Source organism: Bradyrhizobium xenonodulans (assembly GCF_027594865.1).
Lineage (GTDB): Bacteria > Pseudomonadota > Alphaproteobacteria > Rhizobiales > Xanthobacteraceae > Bradyrhizobium > Bradyrhizobium xenonodulans.
The window spans coordinates 7085600-7110449 of sequence record NZ_CP089391.1 but is presented as its reverse complement, the minus strand read 5'-3'; the positions used below and the strand labels follow the sequence as shown (position 1 = coordinate 7110449).

14 protein-coding genes and 4 pseudogenes are annotated in these 24850 nt (G+C 59.1%); 12 read left to right on the top strand and 6 right to left on the bottom strand.

What is annotated here, in order from left to right; genetic code table 11:
* The 3 genes from I3J27_RS33680 (at position 1) to I3J27_RS33670 (ending at position 3746) form a co-directional block, all read left to right on the top strand.
* On the top strand, positions 1-1488 hold the full coding sequence (locus I3J27_RS33680) for an AMP-binding protein (protein WP_270163165.1): 1488 nt from the start codon (positions 1-3) through the stop codon (positions 1486-1488).
* 318 nt (positions 1489-1806) lie between these two features.
* Positions 1807-2661: an SDR family NAD(P)-dependent oxidoreductase gene (locus I3J27_RS33675; RefSeq protein ID WP_270163164.1), complete on the top strand. Its 855-nt coding sequence runs from the start codon at positions 1807-1809 to the stop codon at positions 2659-2661.
* Between the two features lie 203 nt (positions 2662-2864).
* On the top strand, positions 2865-3746 hold the full coding sequence (locus tag I3J27_RS33670) for a MaoC/PaaZ C-terminal domain-containing protein (protein WP_270163163.1): 882 nt from the start codon (positions 2865-2867) through the stop codon (positions 3744-3746).
* A 512-nt stretch (positions 3747-4258) separates the two neighbouring features.
* Here the strand turns inward: I3J27_RS33670 and I3J27_RS33665 are convergent.
* Positions 4259-4921, bottom strand: coding sequence for an SDR family oxidoreductase (locus I3J27_RS33665; protein WP_270163162.1), 663 nt, complete (start codon positions 4919-4921; stop codon positions 4259-4261).
* Between the two features lie 1107 nt (positions 4922-6028).
* Positions 6029-6511, bottom strand: a complete 483-nt coding sequence (locus I3J27_RS33660) for a MarR family winged helix-turn-helix transcriptional regulator (RefSeq protein WP_270163161.1) — start codon at positions 6509-6511, stop codon at positions 6029-6031.
* A gap of 472 nt (positions 6512-6983) precedes the next feature.
* Here I3J27_RS33660 and I3J27_RS33655 point away from each other — a divergent pair, with 472 nt between their 5' ends.
* Positions 6984-8501 (top strand): porin, encoded by a 1518-nt coding sequence (locus I3J27_RS33655; RefSeq protein ID WP_270163160.1) that lies wholly within the window; start codon positions 6984-6986, stop codon positions 8499-8501.
* Positions 8502-9113: 612 nt separating this feature from the next.
* Here I3J27_RS33655 and I3J27_RS33650 read toward each other — a convergent pair.
* Positions 9114-10681: pseudogene (locus I3J27_RS33650) on the bottom strand (MFS transporter).
* Between the two features lie 978 nt (positions 10682-11659).
* Between I3J27_RS33650 and ehuB the strand changes: the two are divergent.
* The 5 genes from ehuB (at position 11660) to I3J27_RS33625 (ending at position 16441) form a co-directional block, all read left to right on the top strand.
* Positions 11660-12595: an ectoine/hydroxyectoine ABC transporter substrate-binding protein EhuB gene (gene ehuB, locus I3J27_RS33645; protein WP_270163159.1), complete on the top strand. Its 936-nt coding sequence runs from the start codon at positions 11660-11662 to the stop codon at positions 12593-12595.
* Positions 12586-13281: an ectoine/hydroxyectoine ABC transporter permease subunit EhuC gene (gene ehuC, locus I3J27_RS33640; RefSeq protein WP_270163158.1), complete on the top strand. Its 696-nt coding sequence runs from the start codon at positions 12586-12588 to the stop codon at positions 13279-13281. The genes ehuB and ehuC overlap by 10 nt, the downstream gene beginning before the upstream one ends.
* The gene (gene ehuD, locus I3J27_RS33635) at positions 13278-13931 is read left to right on the top strand and encodes an ectoine/hydroxyectoine ABC transporter permease subunit EhuD (protein WP_270163157.1); all 654 of its coding nucleotides are present in this window, start codon (positions 13278-13280) and stop codon (positions 13929-13931) included. The genes ehuC and ehuD overlap by 4 nt, the downstream gene beginning before the upstream one ends.
* Before the next feature lie 58 nt (positions 13932-13989).
* Positions 13990-14766 carry an ectoine/hydroxyectoine ABC transporter ATP-binding protein EhuA gene (ehuA, locus tag I3J27_RS33630; RefSeq protein ID WP_270172949.1) on the top strand — a complete coding sequence of 259 codons (777 nt, stop codon included), beginning with the start codon at positions 13990-13992 and terminating at the stop codon, positions 14764-14766.
* A 424-nt stretch (positions 14767-15190) separates the two neighbouring features.
* A complete protein-coding gene (locus I3J27_RS33625) occupies positions 15191-16441 on the top strand; it encodes a M20/M25/M40 family metallo-hydrolase (protein WP_270163156.1) in 1251 nt (416 codons plus the stop codon).
* A 1271-nt stretch (positions 16442-17712) separates the two neighbouring features.
* On the opposite strand, the gene I3J27_RS33620 is transcribed toward I3J27_RS33625, so the two are convergent.
* Entirely contained in the window at positions 17713-18645 is a 933-nt protein-coding gene (locus I3J27_RS33620; protein WP_270163155.1) for a hypothetical protein, read from the bottom strand.
* A 184-nt stretch (positions 18646-18829) separates the two neighbouring features.
* Here I3J27_RS33620 and I3J27_RS33615 point away from each other — a divergent pair.
* Positions 18830-19862 (top strand): annotated as a pseudogene (locus I3J27_RS33615) (IS110 family RNA-guided transposase).
* 445 nt (positions 19863-20307) lie between these two features.
* Here I3J27_RS33615 and I3J27_RS33610 read toward each other — a convergent pair.
* Positions 20308-21220: pseudogene (locus I3J27_RS33610) on the bottom strand (transposase).
* A 106-nt stretch (positions 21221-21326) separates the two neighbouring features.
* On the opposite strand from I3J27_RS33610, the pseudogene I3J27_RS33605 reads away from it, so the two are divergent.
* Positions 21327-21709 (top strand): annotated as a pseudogene (locus tag I3J27_RS33605) (hypothetical protein); the annotation flags it as partial.
* A 49-nt stretch (positions 21710-21758) separates the two neighbouring features.
* Here I3J27_RS33605 and I3J27_RS33600 read toward each other — a convergent pair.
* Complete coding sequence (locus I3J27_RS33600; protein ID WP_270163154.1) at positions 21759-23213, bottom strand: CoA-binding protein; 1455 nt, start codon at positions 23211-23213, stop codon at positions 21759-21761.
* A 621-nt stretch (positions 23214-23834) separates the two neighbouring features.
* Between I3J27_RS33600 and I3J27_RS33595 the strand changes: the two genes are divergently transcribed.
* Positions 23835-24731 carry a beta-keto acid cleavage family enzyme gene (locus tag I3J27_RS33595; protein ID WP_270172948.1) on the top strand — a complete coding sequence of 299 codons (897 nt, stop codon included), beginning with the start codon at positions 23835-23837 and terminating at the stop codon, positions 24729-24731.
* The last annotated feature ends 119 nt before the right edge of the window (positions 24732-24850 follow it).

Here is a 24850-nt window from a genome sequence, read left to right as displayed (position 1 = left end):
ATGGCTGAAGATATGATCTCCTTGGGTGAGAAATTGACTCGCCGAGCCCAAGCGACGCCAGACGCGCCGGCGGTTAGTTGTGGCGAGGTCAGCCTGACGTGCAGGCAGTTGGAAGCGAGAGCGAACCGAATCGCGCGCGCGCTGCAGAAGCTGGGCGTCAAGCTCGGCGACCTGGTCACCATAGGTCTGCCCAACGGCGTCGACTTCATCGAAGCCTGCTGGGCGGTCTGGAAGCTGGGCGCTTCGCCTCAGCCTGTGTCCTTCCGATTGCCGAGTCCCGAACTGCAAGCCATTGTTGACCTGGCCGATCCGCCGGTGGTGATCACCTTGCCCGGTATGGAGACTGCCCGGCGACGCGTCACGGTCGGCGATCTGCTCGCGCTGTCAGATGACGATCGACCGCTGGAGCCGCGTGTGGCTCCAGTGAAACAGGCGGCGACTTCTGGCGGCTCGACAGGCAGGCCGAAGCTCATTCTCTCCGGTTTGGCCGGCCTCACGTCGCCCGAGCCGACTAATGATCCCGGCGGCTGGCGCTTTCGTCCAGGCGAAGCCGCTCTGATTCCGGCGCCGCTCTACCACAACGGCCCCTTCGGGTGCGCCTTGGATGCGATCACTCAGGATGGCCATTTGGTGCTTATGCCGCGGTTCGACCCAGAAGGTGTGCTCGCTGAGATCGAGCGACGCAGGGTGAGTTGGATCTATCTGGTTCCCACTATGATGAGCCGGATTTGGCGACTGCCCGCGGAGGTGCGAGGCCGCTATGACGTCTCCTCGCTGAAGACTCTCTGGCACTTGGCTGCGCCTTGTCCGCCTTGGCTCAAAGAGGCTTTTATTGGCTGGTTGGGGCCCGATGTGATCATGGAGCTCTATGCCGGCACCGAGAGCCAAGCTTGGACTATCATTACCGGACGCGAGTGGCTTGACCATCGCGGCTCGGTTGGCCGCGTAGCCGTGGGTGAAATGAAGGTTTTTGACGCCGACGGAAATGTGCTGCCATCGGGAGAAGTTGGCGAGGTCTACATGCGCCGCGGGCAAGGCTCCCAGCCTTCCTACCACTACCGTGGCGCGACGGCCCGCACCCTACCTGGCGGTTGGGAGAGCCTCGGCGACATCGGCTATTTCGACGCGGATGGATACCTGTACCTCGCTGACCGGCGTACCGATATGATCCTGGTCGGCGGCGCCAACGTCTATCCAGCTGAGGTCGAGGCGGCGATCGATGAGCACCCGCTGGTGATGTCGAGCGCTGTGATTGGCCTGCCACATGAGGACCTGGGCTCGTCCATTCACGCCATTGTTCAGGCGCGACCCGCATTAACCGCCGATGCGCTGCTCGCACATCTCGCTGAGAGGCTGGTGACGTATAAGCGGCCCCGCAGCATCGAGTTCGTTGAGCAGCCTTTGCGCGACGAGGCAGGTAAGGTGCGCCGGACCCAGTTGCGCGACGAGCGTATCGCCCGCATGAAGCCGCTCGAGAAGCAAACGTAATCGGAGCCGTTTCTTTCGAAAGATAGCTGCAGAACCCGGCTAAACCTTGACGCGGTTTGTGTCCGCGCGACACGTAAGATGTCGTTGCCGCTTAGGCTCCCGGAGGAAATCGAAATCCGCCTTGCTGACTGACCGGTTCGGGTGTTTCAGCACTGAGGAGGGAGAAGTGCACCGATCGGCATTTGCAGATCGATCGACCGCGACAGTTTCGTTGCCCAGCAAAGGCTCACTAGCTCGCAGTCGCCGTTGTTTGGTCCGAACCAACCGTGCTTTGGCAACCCCGCAGTGCTCACGATGCAGAGATTTGAGGAGGATGGGATGGGACTTTTGGAAGGCAAGGTGGCGATTGTTACCGGAGCCGGCGGTGGGCTCGGTGAGGCTTATGCAAAGCTATTCGCCAAAGAGGGTGCGGCCGTTGTCGTCAACGATCTTGGCAGCACGCTGGATGGCTCCGGCACGAGCGCCGCTGCTGAAAAAGTAGTGGCCGACATCATAGCGGCAGGCGGGCGCGCCGTGGCCAATGGTGACGACGTATCTACGCCGGCCGGCGGGGAGAATATTCTCCGGACCGCGATCGATGCTTTCGGCCAAGTTGACATCTTGATCTGTAATGCAGGCATCTTGCGCGATAGGACATTTTCCAAGATCACGGAAGACGACTGGGATCTCGTCGTAAAGGTTCATCTGAAGGGAACCTACTGCTGCACGCTACCAGTTTGGAGGTGGCTTAGAGACAACGGTCGGCCGGGCGTCATAATCATGACGTCCTCAACGTCAGGACTGTTCGGGAATTTCGGCCAAGCTAACTACGGGGCGGCCAAAGCCGGAATCTATGGCTTGATACGAGTTCTCTCCATTGAGGGCCGCAAGTACGGCATTCGCGTCATGGGCGTGGCGCCAAACGCAATTACGCGGATGTGGGCAGACATTCCAGGTCTCCGAGACGGCGACCCCGATCCCATCCTTAGTCCCGGAAACGTCGCTCCAGGTGTGCTCTTCATGGCCTCGGAGTTGGCAGCGGATCATTCGGGCAAGGTTCTCGCTGTGTCGGGGGAAAAGATCACAGAAGTTAAGATGCTGACGACCGAGGGGTTTCATCCCAAAGGGCACTACACCGCGCAAGATGTGGCGGCACACGCGACTTCGGTGTTCTTTCCAGCAGACTTGCAGTAGCTCCCAGCGAAGGCTTGAGGGGGGGCTGCCGGAGGCCCGAGAGACGTCACCTCCCGTGGCACGTCCAACGGTCCTGCGGCCATGAAGTCCTCTTCGCTCCCGTGAAATCAATTGCTGCGTATGCCGCTAGAAGGGGCATGAACTCTTCACGCAGTGCAAGAGAACCTAAATCTATATTGCGCCCAACTTCCTGAGGATATTTCATGCCAATTTATTACCCTGACATCCTAGAGCAAGAGAGCGAGCCTCGCACCTTTACCTATGGCCACAAGGACGTGGTGTTGTACGCGCTTGGAATCGGCATGGGGCGCGATCCAATGGACGAGCGCGAGCTACCGTTCGTCTATGAGAAGGATATCAAGGTCTTGCCGACCGCTGTCACAGTGCTGTCGTCGGGCAAAGGAGGGAGCCCCGAGCCGGCGCCGCACCAGAAGGCAGGTCTCCGGATCAGCCACTTGAATTGGCTGATGCTGGTGCATGGTGAGCAGAAGGTCGAACTGCACAAGCCGCTGCCTTCCTTCGGCACGTTCACGGCCGCCAGCCGCACGATCGGCGTCTACGACAAGGGCAAGGACAAGGGCGCCGTCGTCGTCGACGAGACGGTGTGGATCGACGAGAAAGGCGAGAAGGTCGCCACGCTCACCGGCTCAAACTTCGCACGCGGCGATGGCGGCTTCGGTGGGCCGTCGCAGGGCCCCAAGCCGCACCTTGTCCCATCCCGCAAGCCAGACCTGGTGATGCCGTTGGATACCCGGCCGGACCAGGCGCTGCTCTATCGCTTGAACGGCGACCTTAATCCTCTGCACTCCGATCCCGGAGCCGCCAATCTGGCCGGCTTTCCACGCCCGATCCTGCATGGCCAGTGCACATTCGGTATCACCTGCTGGGCTGTGCTACAGGCGTTCTGCGGTTACGATCCCACCAAGATCCTGAGCCACCAAGCGCGCTTTTCGGCGCCGGTGTTCCCCGGGGAAACCATCACCGTCGACCTCTGGCAGGAAGGAAATGTGATCTCGTTCGAGGCCCGTGTGACTGAGCGCGGCGCTACCGTAATCAAGAATGGCAAGACAGTGCTGCGCGTTTAGGCGCGTGCCGCCTGGGCCGGTCACGGACCGTCAATGCCAAGCGATGGTCTTTGAGCCTGGCACGAGCGCGATCATTCGTCCTCACGACTCAACGCAGTTCGTCTGTATCCAACCCATGCATCTTTTCTCAGACGCATGCTGCCGCACTTTCCGATGCTCTTCCCAGCAGCTTCCATTAAAGATTCGTGCAAAGCCCGGGGTGCCACTAGTTCCGCTTCAACCAGCATTCGGTTCGACTTACGTGCCAAGCCCAATAGTGGCTTTCAACTGGGTAGCCTGGCAAGATCATGCCAGTGGCGACTGCGTCGTCTCAGGTCGGGGCACGAGATTCTAAGCGAAAGTGTATCGCAGGGACTTGCTTGTGAAGCCCTCCTATAGGTCCGCCGCTGACCGTTTCGTGCTCCTCGTCTCACGCAATTATTCTGGCCTCTGTTCGTTATTGACGCAGGGAAGGAGTCGCCGGTGCGCGACACCTTCCCAAGCGCGAGCAAAATCGAGTTGGCAGGTCGTGGCTAGGCACTTGCACCGAGGTCAATCGTGATGCACTCACCGCTGATCCCTGAAGCAGAAGGGCTCGCGAGAAAGCCAATCGTCGCCGCAACCTCACGCACGTCAACAAACCGGTTGCCGGGTTGCGACGCGCGGAAGGCCGCCACTACCTCGTCTGTGCTCATGCCGCGATTTTTCGCCTGAGCTTCCAGCTGACCGCGCATAAGCGGGGTATCCATCCAGCCTGGCGCGACGGCGTTAACAGTGAGACCGTGCGCACCGCCTTCCAGCGCGGCGGTACGGACCACGCCAAGAACACCGTGTTTAGCGGCGCAGTACGCAACCTTCTGCCGTGCACCGCCGTAGCTAGCGACTGATGCCGTGACGACAACCCGACCGCCTGGCGCTCTCGTCAGAGCCGGCCATGCGGCCTTCAGCGCGTGGAATGGCCCGTCCAGCATTAGCCCATTAAGACGATCCCATTCGGCGTCGGGAAATTGATCGAAGGGGGCCATGAATTGCAGTCCAGCATTCAACACCAGGATGTCGAGATGCCCAGCAGTCTCGAGTACGTGGGCGATCATGTCCCTGTTTCCGCTCGCAGTGGTTAGGTCCGCGTGGAAGACACCGTCGCCAACGACGTCAACCCCATGAACGTTCGCTCCGCGTTCGGACAGTTCAGCCACGATGGCCTTCCCAAGTCCTCCAGTCGCTCCAGTTACGAGCGCGACTCGGCCCTCGAGCGACCATCCATGCGGACGGAACTGCTGTTGGTGGCTCTCACTACCGAACTTTGCCATTCGTTTCTCTCCTGCTTATTGGCTCGTCAAACGGATGCGATCATCATTCGACAAATCTCATGGTGAGCCCAGAGCATTCACTCTGTTGCGGTTTTCTGGTCTCCGATACCCAACTGAAACTCCCGCAACAGTGATTGCGAGATGACGGCGACACACATCAAGAGGGCAACTGCGGAGACATTTGCAGCGTGCGGCAGCATGGATTTGCATCTCGCGCAGAATATGCCGCCATTGATGTTGAATTTCCTCATAAAAAGGGCTCAGTTTGCAGAAGTCCCTCGTCGAATTCGACAAAGGCGGAGCTTCTCTGCGGTCGGCGTCACTTAAAGGAAGCTCGCCGATGCCCCGGCCACCATGATCCGGTTATCGGCTTCTAGTCTATGCGCACGAAGCAGAGTGAAGCTGAACCGGAGGCCCGGCTCATTGCTTAACGTTTTCAGCCTCGAGTTGGAGGCATCAACTAGGCGATCCAATCTGCGGTGGGATTTCAATCTTCGGCTGCGTCCACCTAGTGATCCTGTTGGTGAACACGGAAAGCAGGGGACATCGAGCCCTCGGTAAGCCGAGGTGTCTTTGTGCCCCGCTCGCGCACCAGAGTGTGCCCTCGGCTGCACCCGATCTTTGGACCCGAACTTTTGCGTAGGCCCGCTCGTTGACAACACGACACATTGGCGGCCTTCGACAACTCACGCCCGCTTGCCAGCAGCAATGTCAGTTCTGATCTGGTGGCGCAATCGGCGCGACGCGCAGATGGATGCCATCGCAGCATATGACATCGCCGAACGTGAACATTTCAGCCATCTCGTTGACGTTCGGTCTTCGTCATCGCCTCCAATTCGATAGAAGCGACCCCTTCAGAATCAAACCATTAGGAAGCTCGGGGCACGAAATCATCTTCGTGGCTTATGTTTCGGCTGGCCAATTCCGTCTCTGCAGCAATCGCAATCCCACAACCGGCTTGGACTGGCGGCCAAGCTCGGCGTCGCATAGACCCTATAATACGCCGATGCTCAGTTTTTGAGAGGCCAATCGGCTGTTCTTGGCGATCGAAGCCAGTCGTTTATTAAGATAGTCAAGAGACGCCTCATCCAGCCCGGCGAACATCGTCAAATTGAGAGCCTGCCTCTTGTTTGATAGGCCAGCAATTTCCGCCCGCGCCTTTTCAGTTAGTGAGATCTGCAGGTATCTTGCGTCCTCTGGGGACGTTACGCGGGATAAGAGTCCATTTTCTTCGAGCTTCTTCGTTTGGTTCGTGACGAAGGCGGGGTGGATCCGAAGCTTATTTGCCACCGCAATCCCGGAAACCCCGCGGCCTTCATCGATTTCGTCGATAGCCATCATAATCAACCATTGTGGCTCGCTTATTCCCATCATTTCGGCCCACCCCTTGTGTATTTCTTCGAGCTGCGAGTGGATCTCGACGATGTTCCAGATGAAGTCCGTTACGGCTTTATCCAGTTGATCTTTTTCGCCCATTTTTGTCTTTCCGCCACATAGTGGTGCCCTCGAAAGGAACGCTCTTGATCAATAGCGAGAATCCGTCCTGCCGTCTCGATACGAAATGACGCGACATAGCGGTCATGCAGAAAATTAATTGACAAAAACAATCTATATGCGCTATTGCGGGGTCAGACCATGAGGCCCTTTGGCTGACGGTCATGTGAAATCTCCAAGGAGAACCTCTGGGATGCCCCCTGGGGGTTCTTTTTGCCTTCTCGGTCCATTTGGTCTCCTTCCCGCGTCAATTGTGTTGCTCGATTGCAACGCGCCTTCGCGAAACAACAGCGCTCTCTATTAATTAATTGTAGCAATTGTTTTTGCAAACTATACGATAATGGACGGAGAGGGGGCGCCTCGAAGTCGTTCCGTCCAGGCCGGCCCACTGGGGTGAGGCTAGTAGCGGCGGATCTGGACGACGGAAACGATATTTCAACTTGGAGCTTCATCAATGAAACTGACAAAGGGTCTCATCCTCGGTTCTGCGGCAATGTTCGCAGGCGCCGGGGCGCAGGCAGCAGATCTACCCATCAAGGCGAAGGCGATCGAGTATGTGAAGATTTGCTCGCTGTATGGTGCGGGATTCTACTATATCCCCGGAACCGACACTTGCATCAGGCTAGGTGGTTATCTGCGTGCAGACACCATGCTGGCAACGAACGCCGATTTTGATGCAGCAAGCAGCGGTGTGGGTGGCGCGCGTAACCGCCTCAGCAACCACTTGCAAACCCAGACTCGTCAAGATCTGCAAATCGATACGCGCACCGCGACCGAATATGGCATGGTTCGCACGTTCGCTGAGTTGGCCTTCACGTGGAGAACCGGTACTTATAGCGGGACTGGCACGACGGGCGTAAACGGCGCGACTGCCTACACTACGTCGCTCACGTCCCAGGTCGCTGGGGGCTCACTCGGTATCTACTACGCCTTCATTCAGTTCGGCGGATTTACATTCGGTAAAGCGGAATCACAGTTCCGAACGCCATGGGCCGAATATCCGGCGAACAACTTCGAGTTGCCGGGTAGCGCGGGCTGGGACCCTGTAAATCAGATCTCGTATACTGCAGACTTTGGTCAGGGCATCACGGCTTCGTTCTCGGCCCAGGACCAGGTTCCGAACTATCAAAGCAATGTCTGGAATGTCAGCGGCGCAACAGCTGCAGGTCTTGCGACTGGCACTTACGGAGCTAACGACATCGGCGGTTCGCGCGCTCCCGATCTCGTCGCGCGGGTTCGCGTCGATCAGGCTTGGGGTCTTTTCCAGGCGTCGATTGCTGCCCATGACAACCATGCCGCTTACTACGGCGCCGACGAGACAACCGGCCATCCCGGAGACAAGTGGGGCTGGGCCGGACAGTTGGCCCTGTCGATCAAGAACCTGCCGACTGGAGCAGGTGACACAATCAACCTAACCGGCGTGTATACCAACGGCGCAAGTCGCTACAACTTTCACGACTATATGGGCAACGCCTTCGCGATCTACGGAGGTGCGAGCGCCGCGGGTGCCTATCAAAGCCTCGGTCTCGCCGGTGTTTCTGACTCTGTGTTCGTCACAGGTGCCGGGCAGCAGCTGACCACCACCTATGGTTTCAATGGCGGCTACACGCACAACTGGAACCCATACTGGAATTCCTCCGTTTTCGGCGCGTGGGCAGCTGTACGATATAACAATACGGCCAAGGGCTATATCTGCGGGGCCTTCGTCACGACCCTCGCGCTCTCGACCGGCGTTGCCGGATGCAATCCCGACTTCAACTACGCAGTTGTTGGTACGAAGACGTCCTGGACCCCGGTCAAGGGTTTCACGTTCACGGGCGAGCTTGCGTACATGATGCTCGATCAGAAGTATGCAGGCGGAAGCACTGTGACCCTTCCGTTGCAGGCGAGTATCGCCAAACCCGCTGCTGCCTATGAGCTCAAGGACCAAGGCAGCCTTCAGTTGCTGCTCCGCGCTCAACGCAACTTCTGACGCTCTGTAAATGTAACGGAAGGAGAAAGATAAAGGCTCTTTCGATCTAGGTTTAATCTCCAAGAAGGCCTCCGGCATGCCCGCCGGGGGCCTTTCTGATTATTTTCTTCTCGTTTCACTTGCTCGATGTTGTCCATCATTGCCGACTATTTCCAGTCGGCAGGCGCCGCTTGGCTCGGCAACACCACGCGTTGACGTACGCGGTCGTCGATGGCGAAACCACCTGCTCGCCCGCAAGCGCTTATCCAGGCGGCTTGTGCAGACTCGGACTCTCCGCGGCTCAGAAATGTTGAAAGAAGCTGCAGAAGAGGCAGGCTTGAAAGTAGTATCTGCTAGCCGTCTCTACGGGCTGCGGCATCAGGCGAGCGCATCACATTTCCTGACGTTCGCGATTTCTTCAAGATGCTCTTCCCTCGCGGCCGGCTTGCCCGCAGCGAGGTTGAAACGCTAGGTAGGATTTTTCTCGAGAGGCCATTTGCCGGCAGCTATCGCGCGGCGGCGCGATTGAGAAAGATGTGGCTGCGTTCATCCTCGCAAGCGACAAAACCGGCCTGCCTTCTTTGACTGAGCCCATGCTCGCGTCGCGCGGCTTTGTCTAGTGAGCCACTGAGTTTACCGGAACGAGCTCTCGACCGTACGGCGCACGCGCACCTTGCCTGGTCCTTCGTGGAACTCTTTTATGACGCGGCCTTCCAGTGCTCGCTCAACCTGAGTAGGACGGTTGCGCTGACGCAGGTAGTCGTGCCATGTGTGGAAGTGATAGCGCTCGATCCACATGTCTGGATCCGCCATATCTCGCGCGATCGACCAACCGTAGGCGCCGTTACGCTGCCGGACCAGCTGCAGTCCCTGCATGATGTCCCGAAACCCACGCGAGTTGCTCTGAAGCACGCGATATTCGATCTCGATCACAATAGGCCACTCGCGCCCTGTGATCTGCACCCGTACCTCAGGATCCTCAAGGAGGCCTCCCTCTTCCGCACGGGCGCTCACGGGAGGCATTCGCAGCCGGAGGCCAACCAGTGGCGATGCCAGAATCAGCGCGGCTGCGATCAGGAGGGCTGTTTGAACACCGGTGATGTCCGTTAAATGGCCCCAACCCCAGCTGCCGAGCGCGAGGCCCGGATGCGGCCGCCTGATAGGCAGCGAGAGATCGCGCTGCGACCCATCGTGGCGCCGAAAGTTGTACGCCAATATTCAACAGCGTCCAGGATAGCGTCCAGCCAGCGCCAGCCACAACCAATCCCAGTGCAGCAATCACCGGATTGTGGCTGAGTGCCATAACCGCAATACCCGTCGCCATCGAGACCGCGCAGGATCGGATGGCTGCCTCACTGCTCAAGTGCTTGCGCACCAGCGCGATATTTGACGCTCCGATAACAGCACCCAACCCAAAGGCTCCTAGCATCAGACCGTATGTTGATCAAGCCCACGATGACCGTGCGGATCAACACGATCGTGATGGAGGGCGAATTGGCGATGTACCGGACGCCTAAAACAATGGCATGGCCGAGCCGTTCCGGCGGCAAGCGCGACCGTTCGGCCACGCGCTTCCATAAATAGAGAGCGGCGATCAGCGGCAGAAAGGACACCGCATTGAGTGCGAACGCTGCAACGGTCCCTGCAGTCGCCACAATGATGCCCCCGATTGCCGGGCCTACGCTTCGCGCGATGTTGTAGCTGATTCCATTAAGCGCGACGGCGGCCGGCAGAGCTTGCTCGGGCACCTGTTCGCTGACCGCCGCTTGCCACGCGGGCCCCAACATCGCGGTGCCACAGCCCGCTGCAAAGCAGAGCGCGAGCAAGAGGTCCGGTGTGAGCAGCCCCAGCGAAGCGAGCACCGTCAACGTGGTCGTTGCAGACAAGGCAATACCGAGTGAAATGAATGCCACGATGCGTCGATCATGCAGATCCGCTATCGCACCCGCCGGAATTGCGATCAGCATCACTGGCAATCCGAGGGCAGTTTGGACGAGGGCTACCTTGTCCGCCGATGATGACATTTCGGTCATCGCCCACGCCACGCCGACCCCTTGCACCAGACTGCCTAGATTTGAGACCAGACTCGTAATCCAGATGCGCCGGAAGGTGCGGTGGCGCAAGGGCGCGGTAATGTGATCTGCCCTGCCTGGGTCGAGGGGCTTCGCAAGGTCTAGCGCGCTCGGCTCTGCGCACTCCATCTTTCGCCGTTCTATCGGATCAACCGGCGCCGGGGCGGGACGATTCAATGACCGAAGCGAAGGATCTGAACACACGAAGCCATCTGCCTTGGAGGCCCCCGTTCGAGGCCCGACCGGTTCTAACGTCATCATTGATGCTACCGGTTACCCGCAGCAGAATTTCACTGACGAGGGGCTTCCTGGCGCCGGATTGCTGCGCGCTTCGGAGCGATACTGCGAGCTGAACAAACTCATTCGGCGCACCGTTTTTTGAGCGACGTCGTCTCGCACTTTGCGTGGCGGTTCCTGAACCGCACAAATGCCGCCAGATCCGAGCGCAACAGAAAGCAGCGTCCTTCTTTGCCTCCGTAATTGTTCATGGGCATATTCAAGCGGGGCACGGCTGTCGGTCTCGTGGAGATCGATTAGTCCGGCGCAGCGCAATTCGGAAACCCTGGATACTCTGCGGTAAGCAATGTGCCGGCCGTTTTACACAACGAATGGATCGCGATCCCGTCATGCAGCGAATGGCCGTGCCGCAAACCGCGAATTGGTATGAGTCTGAGGATAGCAACGAAGCCAAAAAGACCTAGAAAACGGATCGATCCTGAACGCTCGCGGCGAATTTAGAAGCGGTCAAAGGAGCAGGTGCTGGCAATTCATGACCCTCCAATCGGCTTTGGGGAGAGCCAAAAGGGCTGACTGCGGCGCGCGCCAGAGGCAACAGCGCCTAGACTAGATTAGAGCACGACTGCAACGATCACCTAGTGCCTTTCGCAACGAGAACCGTCCTCATGAGGATCAACGCGCGCAAGCTACAGCTTTGCGCGTCCGATTGGTCCGGCGAGCACAATCTCGTTCAAATCCTTCAATAAGGAGCTGCGAGAGGCAGATTTCAAGCATTTAGCGCAGGTCAATGCAGTTATTCATCTCTGACTTTTTTTATGATGCCTCAGTTTTACGCTCGCGTTCGACGGGCTAGCGGGGAAGGAGATCGTCATGGACAACGAGCGTCCAGCGCCTCAAGAGAGGCCGCAGTGCATAGATTTGGTTGGCCAGTTTAATCGCCGGGGCATTTTGCGGGGTGCCGCTGCAGCTATGGCTATTACGGCAGTCGCGCGATCAAAGATTGCTTCAGCCGAAGGAGCGGTCCCGGCTAATCCCAACACCACGCTGGGCAAGGCCATCGCCTCGAAAAGCATCAAGGTCGGCATCGCCGGTCTGGCTGGATTTGGGTACCTTGGCGCGGACGGAAAGCCGACCGGTATTGACGTCGATGTGTTACGAGCCTGTATGCAATCGCTGGGCATTACGAATCTCGAACCCGTGCAGACGGCTTTCGGGTCTCTGATCCCGGGTCTTAACGCAGGTCAGTTCGACGCGGTGGCGGCGGGGTTAGTCATTACCAAACAGCGCTGCTCACAAGTTGCCTTCGGCGACCCCGCCGCGTGGACCGGCGGCGCCTTCATCGTGAGAAAGGGCAATCCGAAGAAGCTCCATAGCTGGGCCGACGTGGTCCGGACCGAGGCCATCTTCGCCACCGGAACGGGGTCTTCCGACATCAATATGGCAAAGGCCCTCGGCATACCCGACTCGCGGATCCTCCAGTTCCAGCAGTTCGGCAGCAACGCCGCCGTGGCTGCCGGTCGTGCCGACTTCACGTCGGCGGGCAAGCTGGTGCAGGTCGAGTACCTCAAGAACAACCCGAACCCCAACCTCGAGATTGTCGACGCCGATCCCGTCGACGCGTCGGGCAACACGATCAAGTACCACTCCGCGGTGGCGTTCAGGCCGCAAGACACCGACTTTCGGGATGCGTACAACAAAGAATTGGCGAAGCTGAAATCGTCCGGCCAGCTCCTAGTCCTCTTGGGAAGATACGGCTTGGGTGAAAACGAGGTGCCGAAGACCACGGCTGCCGCCCTGTGCAACTAGAGGATCTCGGCCTGTGGCGTGACATCGCATCCGCGCTGTCGAAAAGCCTCTTCATCACGATCGAGGTCACGGTGCTGGCCTCGCTCGTGGCGCTGTGCGTCGCGTTCGTGGCAGGCACGGCACAGCTTGCTCCGTGGCGGCCGGTGAGATGGCTCGCGCGGGTCTACATCGAGACGTTCCGCGGGACCTCCGCCCTCGTCCAGCTCTTCGTGATGTTCTACGTGCTGCCGCTGCTCGGCCTCCGCCTGAGTCCTCTCATGGTCGGCGTGGTCGGGCTCGGGCTGAACCTGGGGGCGTACGGATCGCAGGTTGTTCGAGCGGGCATCGTCGCCATCGATCGCGGGCAGCGCGACGCCGCGGTCGCGCTCGGCCTGACGGGTTGGCAGACGCTGAGACGGATCGTGCTCCCGCAGGCGATTCCGCTGATGCTCCCGCCCTTCGGCAACGAGCTTATCGAGATGTTGAAGGCCACCTCCCTCGTGTCACTGATCGCCCTGACAGACCTGACCTTCGCGGGGAATCTGTTCGTCGAACAGCGCGGACACGCGCTGGACGTCTACACGGCGCTCCTGTTCACGTACTTCATCCTTGCTCTGCCGCTCCGGAGTTTGACGCGGCATCTCGAACGGAGGACGCGTCTGATCGCGGGAGGTCTGAGCGACCTCGCAACGGAGCGGCCCATATGACCTTCGACTGGGGCTATGCATGGGAGATCCTGCCCGCCATCCTGCGTGGCGCTGTCGTGACCATCAAGCTGGGGCTCGCCATCTATGCCGTCGCTCTTGTCGGCGGTCTCATCTTGGCGGTCGTGCGGCTGGCACTGACACCGGCGCTGGCACACGCGGTCGACCAATTTACGAGTTTCATTCGAACGACGCCTCCGTTGATCCAGCTCTATGTGCCGTTCTTCATCCTGCCGCAGTATGGGATCGTTCTCAGCGCCGAGGTCACCGGCGTAGCCGTTCTCGGCCTGCATCTCGCGACATTCACCTCTGAAGTCTATCGAGCCGGCATCGAAGCGGTACCACGAACACAGTGGGAGGCGGCGATCGCTATCGGTCTGGATCCGCGCAGGACGTGGATGAGGATCATCCTGCCCCAGGCTGCGCGCAAGGTCGTCCCTCCGCTCGGGAACTATCTCATCGGCACCATCAAGTCGGTCCCCTATCTCGCCGTGATCTCGGTCCAGGACATGCTGGGCACGGCGCTCAATGAGGCAAGCCTCTCGTTCCGCTATTACGAGCCTATTGCGCTGGTAGGTGCCCTGTACCTGGTGATGAGCCTGATAGCGGCTGAGCTCGTCCGCTTTGTGGAGAGGCGCTATGCCGCTGTCTGACGTGTCGGAAAACGAATCTCAGCTCCAGGACACCCTCCTCGTGACCGCGAACGCCAAGATAGCTGATCCTCCGTCGGTCCGTTTCACCTCGATCTCGAAGAGTTTCGGCGAGATCAAAGTGCTGCAGGATGTGAGCTTCGACGTCGCCGCGGGGGAGAAGCTGGCGCTCATCGGACCAAGCGGCTCGGGGAAGACGACGATCCTTCGCCTTCTCATGACGCTCGAGACGCCGACCAGTGGGACGATCGAGGTCAACGGCGAACTGCTTGGGCTGCGGCGGGTTGGGGGAAAGCTCGTGCCTGATCGTCCAGCGCACATCAGAGAGGTGCGGCGGCAGATTGGAATGGTGTTCCAGCAGTTCAATCTCTTTCCTCATATGACGGTCATGGCGAACATCATCGAGGCGCCTGTGCAAGTGCTTGGGATGGAGCGAACGGAAGCAGAGGCGCAGGCGATGCAGCTTCTCCAAGCCGTCGGCCTCGCGGAAAAGGCGAGTTCCTTCCCGCGCCAGCTATCTGGAGGTCAACAGCAGCGGGTCGCGATCGCGCGTGCTCTTGCGCTGCGACCGCGGATCATGCTCTTTGATGAAATCACTTCTGCGCTGGACCCGGAGCTCATCGGGGAGGTACTGAACGTCGTCCGGCAACTCGCCCGGGACACTGGAATGACGATGCTGATCGTCACGCATGAAATGAACTTCGCTCGCGATGTCGCGGACCGTGTGATGTTCATGGCCGACGGGCGGATTGTGGAGACAGGATCTCCAGAGCAGATCTTCACGGATCCGCAGAACGAAAGAACTCGGCAATTCCTTCGCGCGGTCCTGTCCCATTGAGGCATCTCTCCTCAGCTTTGATCGCCAAAGTCTTCCGCACCGATCCGCCCAACGTGGCTGCATCTCGGTGTCATCAAATGTGGCACCTCGACTTTGCGCGGCATTTCAGACCGCATGTCTACGTGGCGATTATGCTGCCGCACTGAGCTATAATGACAGGCTGAAGCCGCTCATATTGGCCCATTCGCCGAGGCAAGCCCAGCGCCGACCAAATATGCGCTATCATTGCTCGGCAAGCCTGCGGATAGGGCACTCCCGCCGATCCTATCGCTAACGGACCGCGCGAAGGCGGGGTACATAACACGACGGTCCACGCCGGTTTGTTGAACTAGCGCACTAAGAGAAATGCACCGGACACTTTACCCTCCATTTTCATGCGCCTACCTCGTTGTTTCCAGCAACTCATTCGAAGGCTCAGGCCAACGTGACCGACATACACAGGCAGATCCTCGCTTGGATCGACGAAAACCGCGACCATTACGTCACCTTCCTTCAAGGCTTCATTCTAGAACGAGGTCCTAACCCGCCCGGCGACACCCGTTCGACCTGCGCTTATGTTAAGCGCTATCTGGATGAACTGGGGTTGAGTTATCGGGAGATCTCGCCACATCCGGAGATGCCGAATCTCGTCGCGAGCTTCGAAGGGGCCCGCGCCGGACGCCATCTGGTGCTTAATGGCCATATGGATGTGTTTCCGGTCGCTGATGATGGCGCGGGGTGGAGTCGAGATCCTTGGGGAGGCCAACGAATTGATGGCCGCGTATACGGACGCAGTGCTGCCGACATGAAGGCCGGCAGTACGGCTTTGATCGCGACGTATGCTTTACTCTCGCAGTTGCGTGGCAAGATTGCCGGACGTCTGACCCTCACCATCGTCTCGGACGAGGAGACGTTCGGGCCATGGGGCGCGCGCCATCTCCTGGAGCATCATCCCGAAGTGCGTGGAGACTGTCTGCTCAACGGGGAGCCAAGCGGTCCAGAGTCCATCCGCTTCGGCGAGCGTGGGCCACTCTGGATCGAGTTCACTGTGCGGACTCTCGGGGCCCACGCCGCCTATGTTCACATGACGAAGAGCGCCACCAAAATTGCCATGCAAATCGCTGCGGAGCTCGAGGCGCTGACGGAGCTTCGCGGACAGCTCTCAGATAACATTCGGCGCGCTGTCGACCTCGGGCGCCCCACTATGGACCGCATGTTAGGCTTGGGCGCTGGCGATCTGGTCGCCAATGTGACTCTGAATATCGGCACCATCCGGGGTGGCGTGAAGGTGAATATGATTCCGTCGAGCTGTGCCTTCGAAGCGGATTTCCGTCTGCCGATAGGCATGAGCAAGACCGATTTGCTGCCGCGCATCGCGGAAATTGCGGAACGGTTTCCCGAGGCGACATGGCGCGAGATCGGCGGCTCGGAACCATCTTGGTGCGATCCGGGGCATGAAATGGTGGGCATTATCCAGGCGAACGTCGAAGCGCTCGGTCATCCCCGTCCCACCCCAACTGTCGGCTTGGGAGGCACCGATGCCAGGCTTTGGCGCCATCGGGGAATCCCAGCCTATGTCTATGGGCCGCGGCCACACGGGATGGGGTCACACGACGAGTACTGTGAGATCGAAGAATTTCTGCACGTCGTGCGCACGCATGCGCTCTCAGCCTTCGACTACCTGAGCCGCGGCTAACGCTTCCTGCGCTCTAATGGGCCGCCTGGCCTTGGAGTTTTTGTTTCTAGGTAGCGGTGCATCCTTTGTGTCGACACCGCGGCTTTGACCGAAGCAAAGGCCGGCTCAGATCTTCGAGCTTCGGATGAACCTTGAGGTCGATGCCGCCGGATTGGCCGCGCAGCGATGTTAAAAAAGCATCTCGATTCCATGCGACAGGCTCTTGTTGGTATGGCTCTCGAACACTTGCCGGAAGTGGTCGTCGACATGACGACCGAGAGAACGGAGCAGGAGGCAGCGTGAAGCCCTCGCCGGTCGCCTCGAAAATGAGAGTGAGAGGGTGGCGGCAGTTTTTCGCGACGGGTTGGAGGCCGAGAGAATAACGCCCGTCAACAGAAGTCGGACGAAATCATGGACCAATCCCCTCTGCCGCCCCAACTGCCACAACACCGAACCGCCCTGCGCTTGATGACCTCCGCACGCGAGACGGCGGCCGGATGGCGGCGGAAGGTCAGCCCGATATGCCCATAGACCCGATAGCGCTCGCCTCGCGAAGTATGATCTTGTCACTGAGGTGCCATGGAGCCGGTCCTGCAGCAACGATCGATGTGACCGCGTCCGCCACGCACTTGGCAGAAGCGCATCCCGACGAAGTTGCCAAGTCGATGAGGGCCGTAACGGGGATTTTGCTCGAGTTCCGGACGTCAGGTCAACCGGGGCTGACGAGTAGTCCGACCACTAAACGTCATGATCGATCAGCAAACCGCTGCTATTCGTCTCGCAGTCGTTTACTTCGTCGCTGTCATTTCCGGCCTTACTCTTTCAGCGTCCGTCGTTTCCCAAATGCTTCGATCGTTCGGCCATCCGATCATATTCTTCGGCGGTCTTGAGCCGCCTCACTTTCGTTCTCAGGTCAAAGTAGGGACCGGCCTTTGCGCGGGTTTCGATGCGCTCGCGCCAGCAGTCGTGATCGCGAACAGGTCCTTCATCTAATCGCCGAACGGAGCCAGAACTGATGATCCTGATGTTGCTCACGCGCTGATGAGGAGAGCTTGCTATAGGCGCGGCAGGACCCGACATCTCCTGTAGGGGCGTCTCCCTTCGGGACCGGGCTGTCGGCTTCGCTGAAACCCCGGCGGTCTGCCGGGTTTTCACCCTTCGGGCTTTCATCCCTGACGGAAGCTGCGGTGGGAGCGAAATTTCGTGGCGCCGGCGCTCGACGATGCAAGAGAGTAAGAGTGGAGCGGCGTTGGCCGTGACGGGTTGAGGACCGGAGGAGAGTCTTCCGGCGACTAGAGGCGTGCCGCCGCATAGAGCCGCCCCATCATACGCGCCGTCTCGACACCATCGAAGCGGCCATAGCCCATGAGGCGGCGGACGACGGCACCATTCTTCTGCTCGACGAACGCCTGATCGTTCTTCTCGTACGCGCGCGAGCGCGTCACTTCGAGCTTCTGTTCGCGACACCATGGCACGACGACATCGTTCATGAAGGCGCTGTCGTTGTCGAAGTCCACGTCGCGCAACAGCCACGGGAACAGGCTCTGTGCGCGGCTGATCGCCTCGACGACCAGCGAACCTTCCCGCGTCAGCAGCGGTAGACACTCCGTCCAGCCGGTGGCGACATTGACCATCGTCAGGGTTTGGATGAACGAGCCAGCCACCGACGTGCCGCCACGGGCGACCATATCGACCTCGCAGAAGCCGGGCACCGGGCTGTTCCAGTCATTGAACGTGCGGATCGGGACCTCGCGCCGGATTGCCGAATAGAATCCGGCACGGCGCCGCCTGCCGCCGCTCGCTGCGATCTTCACATCGACGAGCAGGCGATCGATGGTGGCGGCGCTGATGGCCAGAACACGATCACGGTCCGACTGGCCAAGCTGCAATCGGCCATGTTGCTCGAGAGCAGCAGGCAGCAAGGTCGGGATCATCACCTTGAGCCGCTTACCGCACACCCGATCCGACGCCTCCCACAGCGCTGTCATCGCGTCCTTGACCGTCGCGCCATATCTACGCCTGCGCTCTTGCGGTGCCTCGACCTTGTCCGGCCCAACTGTCTCGCGTGGCCGAAGTGCACGTACCGCATGCTTGCGATGCCAGCCCGTAACGGCGCACAGCTCGTCTAGGATCCGTCCCTTCTCGAGCCGCCCGCTCGACCGATAACGCTCGGCCAGCGCGGATGTGATCTCGCGCTTTGCGCGCATGCTGATCTTCCCTGCCATGGCCGCCACCGAACTGATTCGGCAGCTCCGCCCCAGACTCGACAGGGAAGTTGTCCGGTAACATTTTTAGTGAGGCAATGCGGGGTCAAATTTGCAAACGATGACGTAATTGCGGTCGGCGCTCGTGGCAGACAAGCTCCGATATCGTTGAGCCCTCGCAATCAAATGATTCGAAGGAGCTACCATGAAGCAGTACGTCGGGCTGGATGTCTCACAGAGAGAAACCGCTGTGTGCGTTGTCAAAGAGACTGGTCAAGTAATCTTCGAAGGAAAAGCCAAGTCTAATCCTGGTGCCTTGACTGACCTGCTTAGTAAACATGCGCGTCATGCCGAGCGTATCGGCTTCGAGACCGGTGCGATGGCGAGTTGGCTATGGCATGAACTCCGCAGGGTTGAGCTGCCGGTGGTCTGCGTCGACGCTCGGCATGCGCACGCAGCTTTGTCGGTCCGAATGAATAAGAGCGATCAGAATGATGCGCGAGGCCTTGCCGAACTGGTGCGGGTTGGATGGTATCGAGAGGTCAAAGTCAAAAGTGAGGAAAGCAAGAAGATCCGAGCGATCCTTGTCGCCAGATCTCGGCTAGTGTCCATGCGCCGAGACATCGAGAACCTGGTTCGCAGCTTGATCAAGGAATGTGGATTGCTATTCCCTCGCGCGATCGGCCAACAGTTCCGCAACCAGGTCAGCGAACTCTTGGGCGTCAATCATTTGCTTCTCAGCGTGATATCGCCGCTGCTCTCGATCCATGAGAACGTTTGTCAACAACAAGGTAAGTTCGACAACGAGGTCCGCCGGTTGGCAAAGCTGGACGAGACGACGCGTCGCCTGATGACGGTCCCGGGGGTCGGTGTCGTGACGGCCCTAACGTTCCGCCACACGATCGATGACCCCTCGCGCTTCCGATCGGCTTCGGCGGTCGGCGCCTACCTAGGCCTTACGCCGAGGCGCAGCCAATCCGGCGAAACCGACACCAACGGAAAGATATCTCGATGGGGCGACCGGCTTCTCCGAACTTACTTGTTCGAGGCTGCCACTGTCCTTCTTTATCGAACCAAAAAGTGGTCTTCCCTAAAGCCCTGGGGCATGAAGCAAGCTCGCCAAGCGGATCGGCATGAAGAAGGCAAAGGTCGCCATCGCCCGAAAGATCGCCGTGATTCTCCACTGCATCTGGGTCGATGGCACATCGTTCGACTGGGGCCAGCCGAAGCCAATCTGATATTTGCTCGCAAGTTCCTGGTCCGGTCCGCCGGACTGGCGATGTCCCGCTGGGACGGTGGTCGTGGTGACCTCGGTCACTCGGCTGGTGGCGGTTCGACCGCACTCCGCTGCAAACGTTGAGGCGCCCGATCCGGACATCATCATGAGGCGCTCGCGACCTCGGAAAGGACCATGACCCCAGCTACGACATCAACCCACCCCGTTGAAGCCGCCAACGACGTCGATTGCCAATCCCACTAGGCAATCGTCTCGCCATCCGCGATCGCTCCGTCTCCGCAACCTGACCAGCTCCGACGGAGCAATCGCTACCGGCATGTCACTGGAGAGAGGAAGAATGGTAGCTTGACAACAAACCGCAATTAGAGGGCCAATTGACACGTCTGACGGGCATTCCCTCTACCGTTGTCCCGCCTCCGCAAATGCGCGATGATGAGAGGGCCTGATCAGGCTGATTGTACTTGCCTGGCGACCGCCCGCATGAAGCCGACCAGTTCACGGGCGATAGCAGTGCAGACTACCGTCGTGAAGCGAGCTTTCGGTAGCGAGCAGTCAGGCGGGTCTGCGCCTTCCATGCGATCTCTCGCGCCGCTGGCGATGCCTGCTCGAGCCGATATAGCTTTGTCTTTCCGATCTTCGGCGGATGCCGATACGTCCAGGCGCTCTCGACCGCATGTGGCGAACGCAACGGGCCTTAGTGATGCCGCCACGCCTGACCGTCTCCCCGGTCGATCGCTCGCCCGGCACCAGGCCGAGATAGCCCATGAGCTGACGTGAGGTCTCAAAACGGCTCACGTCACCAACCTCGGTGGCAAATGTCACTGCGACAATTAGATCGATACCTTGCAGTGTTTGAAGCGCCCGCACGAGCGGCTCCAAAGAGCAGGCCGAGACGAACTCTTCGATCGTGCGCTCCAGACGTTCGATCCGCTCCCTGGCGATGCGAACCGCTTCGACCATTTCCTGGACCGCGATCTGATGCGCGGGATGATCGAACTGCTGTTCCTGAAGCCAGCGCAGATAGCGCATCGTCCATCCCTTCTTGCGGGGATAGATGAGCCCGTGCTTGAGCATGAAGGCGCTCACCTGTTGGCGGTGGACCCGCAGCGCCTCAACCGCCGCCGCTCGGGCGTGGACGAGATCGCGCATCGCTTCGTGGCCTTCATTACCGCCGTCAGCTCGCCGGCGCGTACCATCAAACCGGCTGGCGATCCGTTCAACGACCCGGCGCATGCCGGTCGCCGACGCGTCGACCTCGAAGAAGCGAACCTCTCCTTCCCGGCCTGTTTCCGCGATCGCGATGGCGTTTTTTAGCTTCGCGACGCCGATTCCGACAAATGCTTCCCTATAATCTGCCACGGCTCGTCCTCCTGTGATGAGGATCGGCTCGGTACGCCCGACAACCCTCGGACGCGCAGTGTAGGGCGAGCCACCTCACCGGAAGAGGCGGACATACGGCCTTACCATAGAGGCGCTCACCGGCAACATCATCGAGCGTCTCGTTCTCGACAAAGGCTATCGCGGCCACAATGCACCAGCCGAATACAAGTTCAGTGTGTTCATTCAGGCGCGTAACCCAACAGATTGGGCGTGATCTTCGCCGTCGCCCGGCCGTCGAACCCGTCATCGGCATCTCAAATCCGAACATCGGATGGGCCGAAACTATCTCTGGCGGCTATGCCACAACGCCGTTCTCGGCGCCGCAGGCTGAACTTCCGCCGCCTCATCCAGTGGCTGGTGCTCTTGCTGCTCCAAATCCTCATCCAGCTTGCCGCTCGATCGCAATTCACCTCAGGAGTCCGAGTTCTTCACCGACGACTAGTCAGGTCTTTTCGAGCGACTGAATAGGGCGTTAGGTCACTCAAGCTTGGTGCGGCGCCTCCAAGGTAATCTTCATTTACGCAGTTATCGAACTTGCCCCATGCCACCCGATTACTTTGCCTAAAGCTCGAATCGAGCCGGCAGTGCCTTGCAAGAGGGCTCGGCCAGCGAACATGGGCGGGCTTCCATCGATCTCCCCGCCTTGACAGATTCCATTCATCTGCGACATGGGAATGACAACGATTCTAGGATGTTGTGCCATTAGCTTCCTCAGTGCGAGACCAACCGCGGAATTGTCCTCGATGCTCATCGGCAAGTCCTTGCCCCAGAGAAGGATGTCAAACTCATCGCTCTGTCCGAGTACTTCTATGCAACTCGTCAGAATCTTGGCATCAAATGCGCTCTGAGCACTCAGATCTAGGGGATTAAAGGCGTTCGCGAATCTCGGAAGCACGTCCGCCAGCTCTTCGCGCAACCGATGGGAAAAGGAAGCGAGCTTCAGCCCCGGCGTCGATAGGATCGAATCGGCCACTATATTGCCCATTCCCCCAGAAAAACTTACAAAAGCGATGCGATTGCCCTGCGGTTTAGGACAGGCGTTGAAAGCTACGACGGTTTCGATTAAGTCCTCGACTGAATGAACGGCAATCACACCCAGATCTTCCAGGAAACGGATGTCTTGTCTGTAGCTGTCCGCGCCTCGTGTCGCCGTATGTCGACTGATGCCCTCTTGCACCTCGGGATGTGCCCCGACGCGCAACATGATAATCGGCTTGCCTTGTTTCCGCGCGCGTTTACAGGCAATGGCAAAGCATTCTGGATCGTTAATGCCTTCGCAATAACTGACGATGACAGCTGTTTGGGGATCGTCAGCGAAGAAGTTGATTAGTTCGGCTGTTGTTGCGCTGACTTCGTTGCCAGTCGTCACGATCTTGCTAATCCCAATGCCTCTGCTCATCAACGGGTGCATCATGGTAACCATCTGACCGCTCTGAAAGACGCCACTAACGCATCCCGCGACTACCTTGGCGATCTTGCTGTCGCCAACGGCAACTATTGGCCGGTGCAGATTAATGACCCCGTATGTGTTGGGCCCGATAACAATTGTTGTGGACGACTCTTCGGCCCAGCGCTGAACTTGTTGTTGCCTTGCGCGACCCTCCTCCGAGTCGAGTTCCGCGAAACCGCTAGAGATGATCTGCGCGGCTCCCACCGACTTTCGCTTGCATTCCTCTAACACAGAGAGAACTTTCTCGGCTCGAACGCATAACACGGCCAGATCGACCTGAAACGGAACGTCTGCGATGGACTTGTAACAATCGATGTCATCAATGCTCGTATAGTTTGGGTTCACAGCAGCAATGTTTCCGTCGAATCCGAAGGAGACAACGTTGTTAAGGATGCTTTTGGCAAGGCTCGGCTTCGGCGAAGCACCAATCACGGCAACTCCCTGCGGTTCGAAGAGAGATCTCAGAGTCCGTTTTCCGCCGGACATTTTGAAGTTATCCAAATGCTGCGTTTCTGAATGCACTCAGCGCTCCTCTCCGGCAGTTATAGCATTTGATTGGCAATGAACGTGCCAGCAGCATCTACGCACACTAAGCGTCTGAGCCCGAACATTGGCGCGCCGGAAGTGGGCGACCTCGCTCGACGATTATCGTACGGTGTCAGAAACTGGACAATTGAATCAGTAGTCATTTGTATGCGTGATGACAAAGATGTGGCGATGGCGCGCCAACTGGCGAGCGAGTCGTGCGTCCAACATTGAATCTGGCGTAGCACCGGAGCGCGAGGAGATGCTGCTGCACTGCGGGCGAATACGGCGACGGGCTAGCTCAAAGGTGGGGTGAAGAGGCTCTCGTATCGAGGCCAGTCGCTGGCCGCACCGATCGGAGCCGAAGCTTCGCGTCCAGGCTGTTTGCTAAACGTCTGTTTCTCTCATTGGCAAACCGGGCAGGGATTCCGTAAACGGCACGTCGATTGCTTGAATGATGAATGCGGCCGCGACTAGGTTGCAGTTGCGCCCATCGATAGCCGCGGCTGTTTCTGTTTATGTCGTGCTGCTTATGTCTGGAGGCGAAGAGGGTGAATTAGAAGGCGGAGCGATTGTTCGTGCGGTCTGGTGTGGTGCTGGGCAAAGGAGAAGTTCATGATGATTTCTGAGGTGTTTATCACCTGTGCGGTCACAGGGTCTGGAAGTTCGGTGGAGCACAGCCCGCATGTGCCGGTGACCCCGGAGCAGATCGCCGATTCGGCTATTGAAGCGGCACGGGAAGGCGCGGCAGTGGTTCACATTCACGTGCGTGATCTTGAAACCCGGCGCGGCGCCCGAGATCCGGCCCTATATAGGGCGGTGGTGCAGCGGATTCGAAAGTCGGACGTGAATCCGGTGATTAACCTGACCGCCGGGATGGGCGGAGACCTCGTGCTAGGTGAACCGCAGTCTCCTCTGCCGCCGAACCCCGCGGGGACGGATATGGCGGGTGCGCTTGAGCGACTGGTGCATGTAGAGGAGTTGCGTCCAGAAATCTGCACTCTGGATTGCGGGACGATGAATTGGGGCGCGCGCAGCCAATACATCATGGTCAACACCGCGGGGACGCTACGCGTGATGGCCGCACGTGTGAAGGAGCTAGGCGTGCGTCCGGAACTCGAGGTATTCGATACCGGTCAGTTGGTGCTAGTGCGCGATTTAGTCGAGGAGGGGGTAATCGAGGATCCCGCCTTGATCCAGCTGTGCATGGGAATTCGGTACGGCGCACCTGACGATCTGACCACGCTCATGACGCTGGTGCACCGGATTCCGCCTCAAGCAATCTACTCGGCCTTTTCGATCGGGCGGATGCAGCTTCCATATGCGGCGTTGGCTCCGTTGGTCGGCGCAAACGTACGGGTAGGGCTAGAAGACAATCTCTATCTCTCGCGCGGGCAGCTCGCGACTAACGCCGCGCTCGTCCGGCGGGCTGTGGAAATTCTCGTAAGGATGGGCGTGCGGGTAATGAGCGCAGACGAGGTGCGCCAGAAACTCGCGTTGAGAGTCCACAACTGAGCGGGCGCGGGTTTATGAAAGCGCGGGGCGCGAGCGGTGGTGGTGGACGCGCCATGGTCGGCCAAATCCGCGGAAGGAGTTCGTCGAGCGCTTTGGACTGGACGTGCCGCGATGCGAGC

What these genes read in the sequence shown, in the direction of transcription:
- I3J27_RS33670 (WP_270163163.1), top strand. Translation starts at nt 2,865, where the DNA reads ATGCCAATTTATTACCCTGACATCCTAGAGCAAGAGAGCGAGCCTCGC.
- I3J27_RS33660 (WP_270163161.1), bottom strand. Translation starts at nt 6,511, where the DNA reads ATGGGCGAAAAAGATCAACTGGATAAAGCCGTAACGGACTTCATCTGG.
- I3J27_RS33675 (WP_270163164.1), top strand. Translation starts at nt 1,807, where the DNA reads ATGGGACTTTTGGAAGGCAAGGTGGCGATTGTTACCGGAGCCGGCGGT.
- I3J27_RS33680 (WP_270163165.1), top strand. Translation starts at nt 1, where the DNA reads ATGGCTGAAGATATGATCTCCTTGGGTGAGAAATTGACTCGCCGAGCC.
- I3J27_RS33595 (WP_270172948.1), top strand. Translation starts at nt 23,835, where the DNA reads ATGATTTCTGAGGTGTTTATCACCTGTGCGGTCACAGGGTCTGGAAGT.
- ehuD (WP_270163157.1), top strand. Translation starts at nt 13,278, where the DNA reads ATGACCTTCGACTGGGGCTATGCATGGGAGATCCTGCCCGCCATCCTG.
- I3J27_RS33620 (WP_270163155.1), bottom strand. Translation starts at nt 18,645, where the DNA reads ATGGCAGGGAAGATCAGCATGCGCGCAAAGCGCGAGATCACATCCGCG.
- I3J27_RS33655 (WP_270163160.1), top strand. Translation starts at nt 6,984, where the DNA reads ATGAAACTGACAAAGGGTCTCATCCTCGGTTCTGCGGCAATGTTCGCA.
- ehuB (WP_270163159.1), top strand. Translation starts at nt 11,660, where the DNA reads ATGGACAACGAGCGTCCAGCGCCTCAAGAGAGGCCGCAGTGCATAGAT.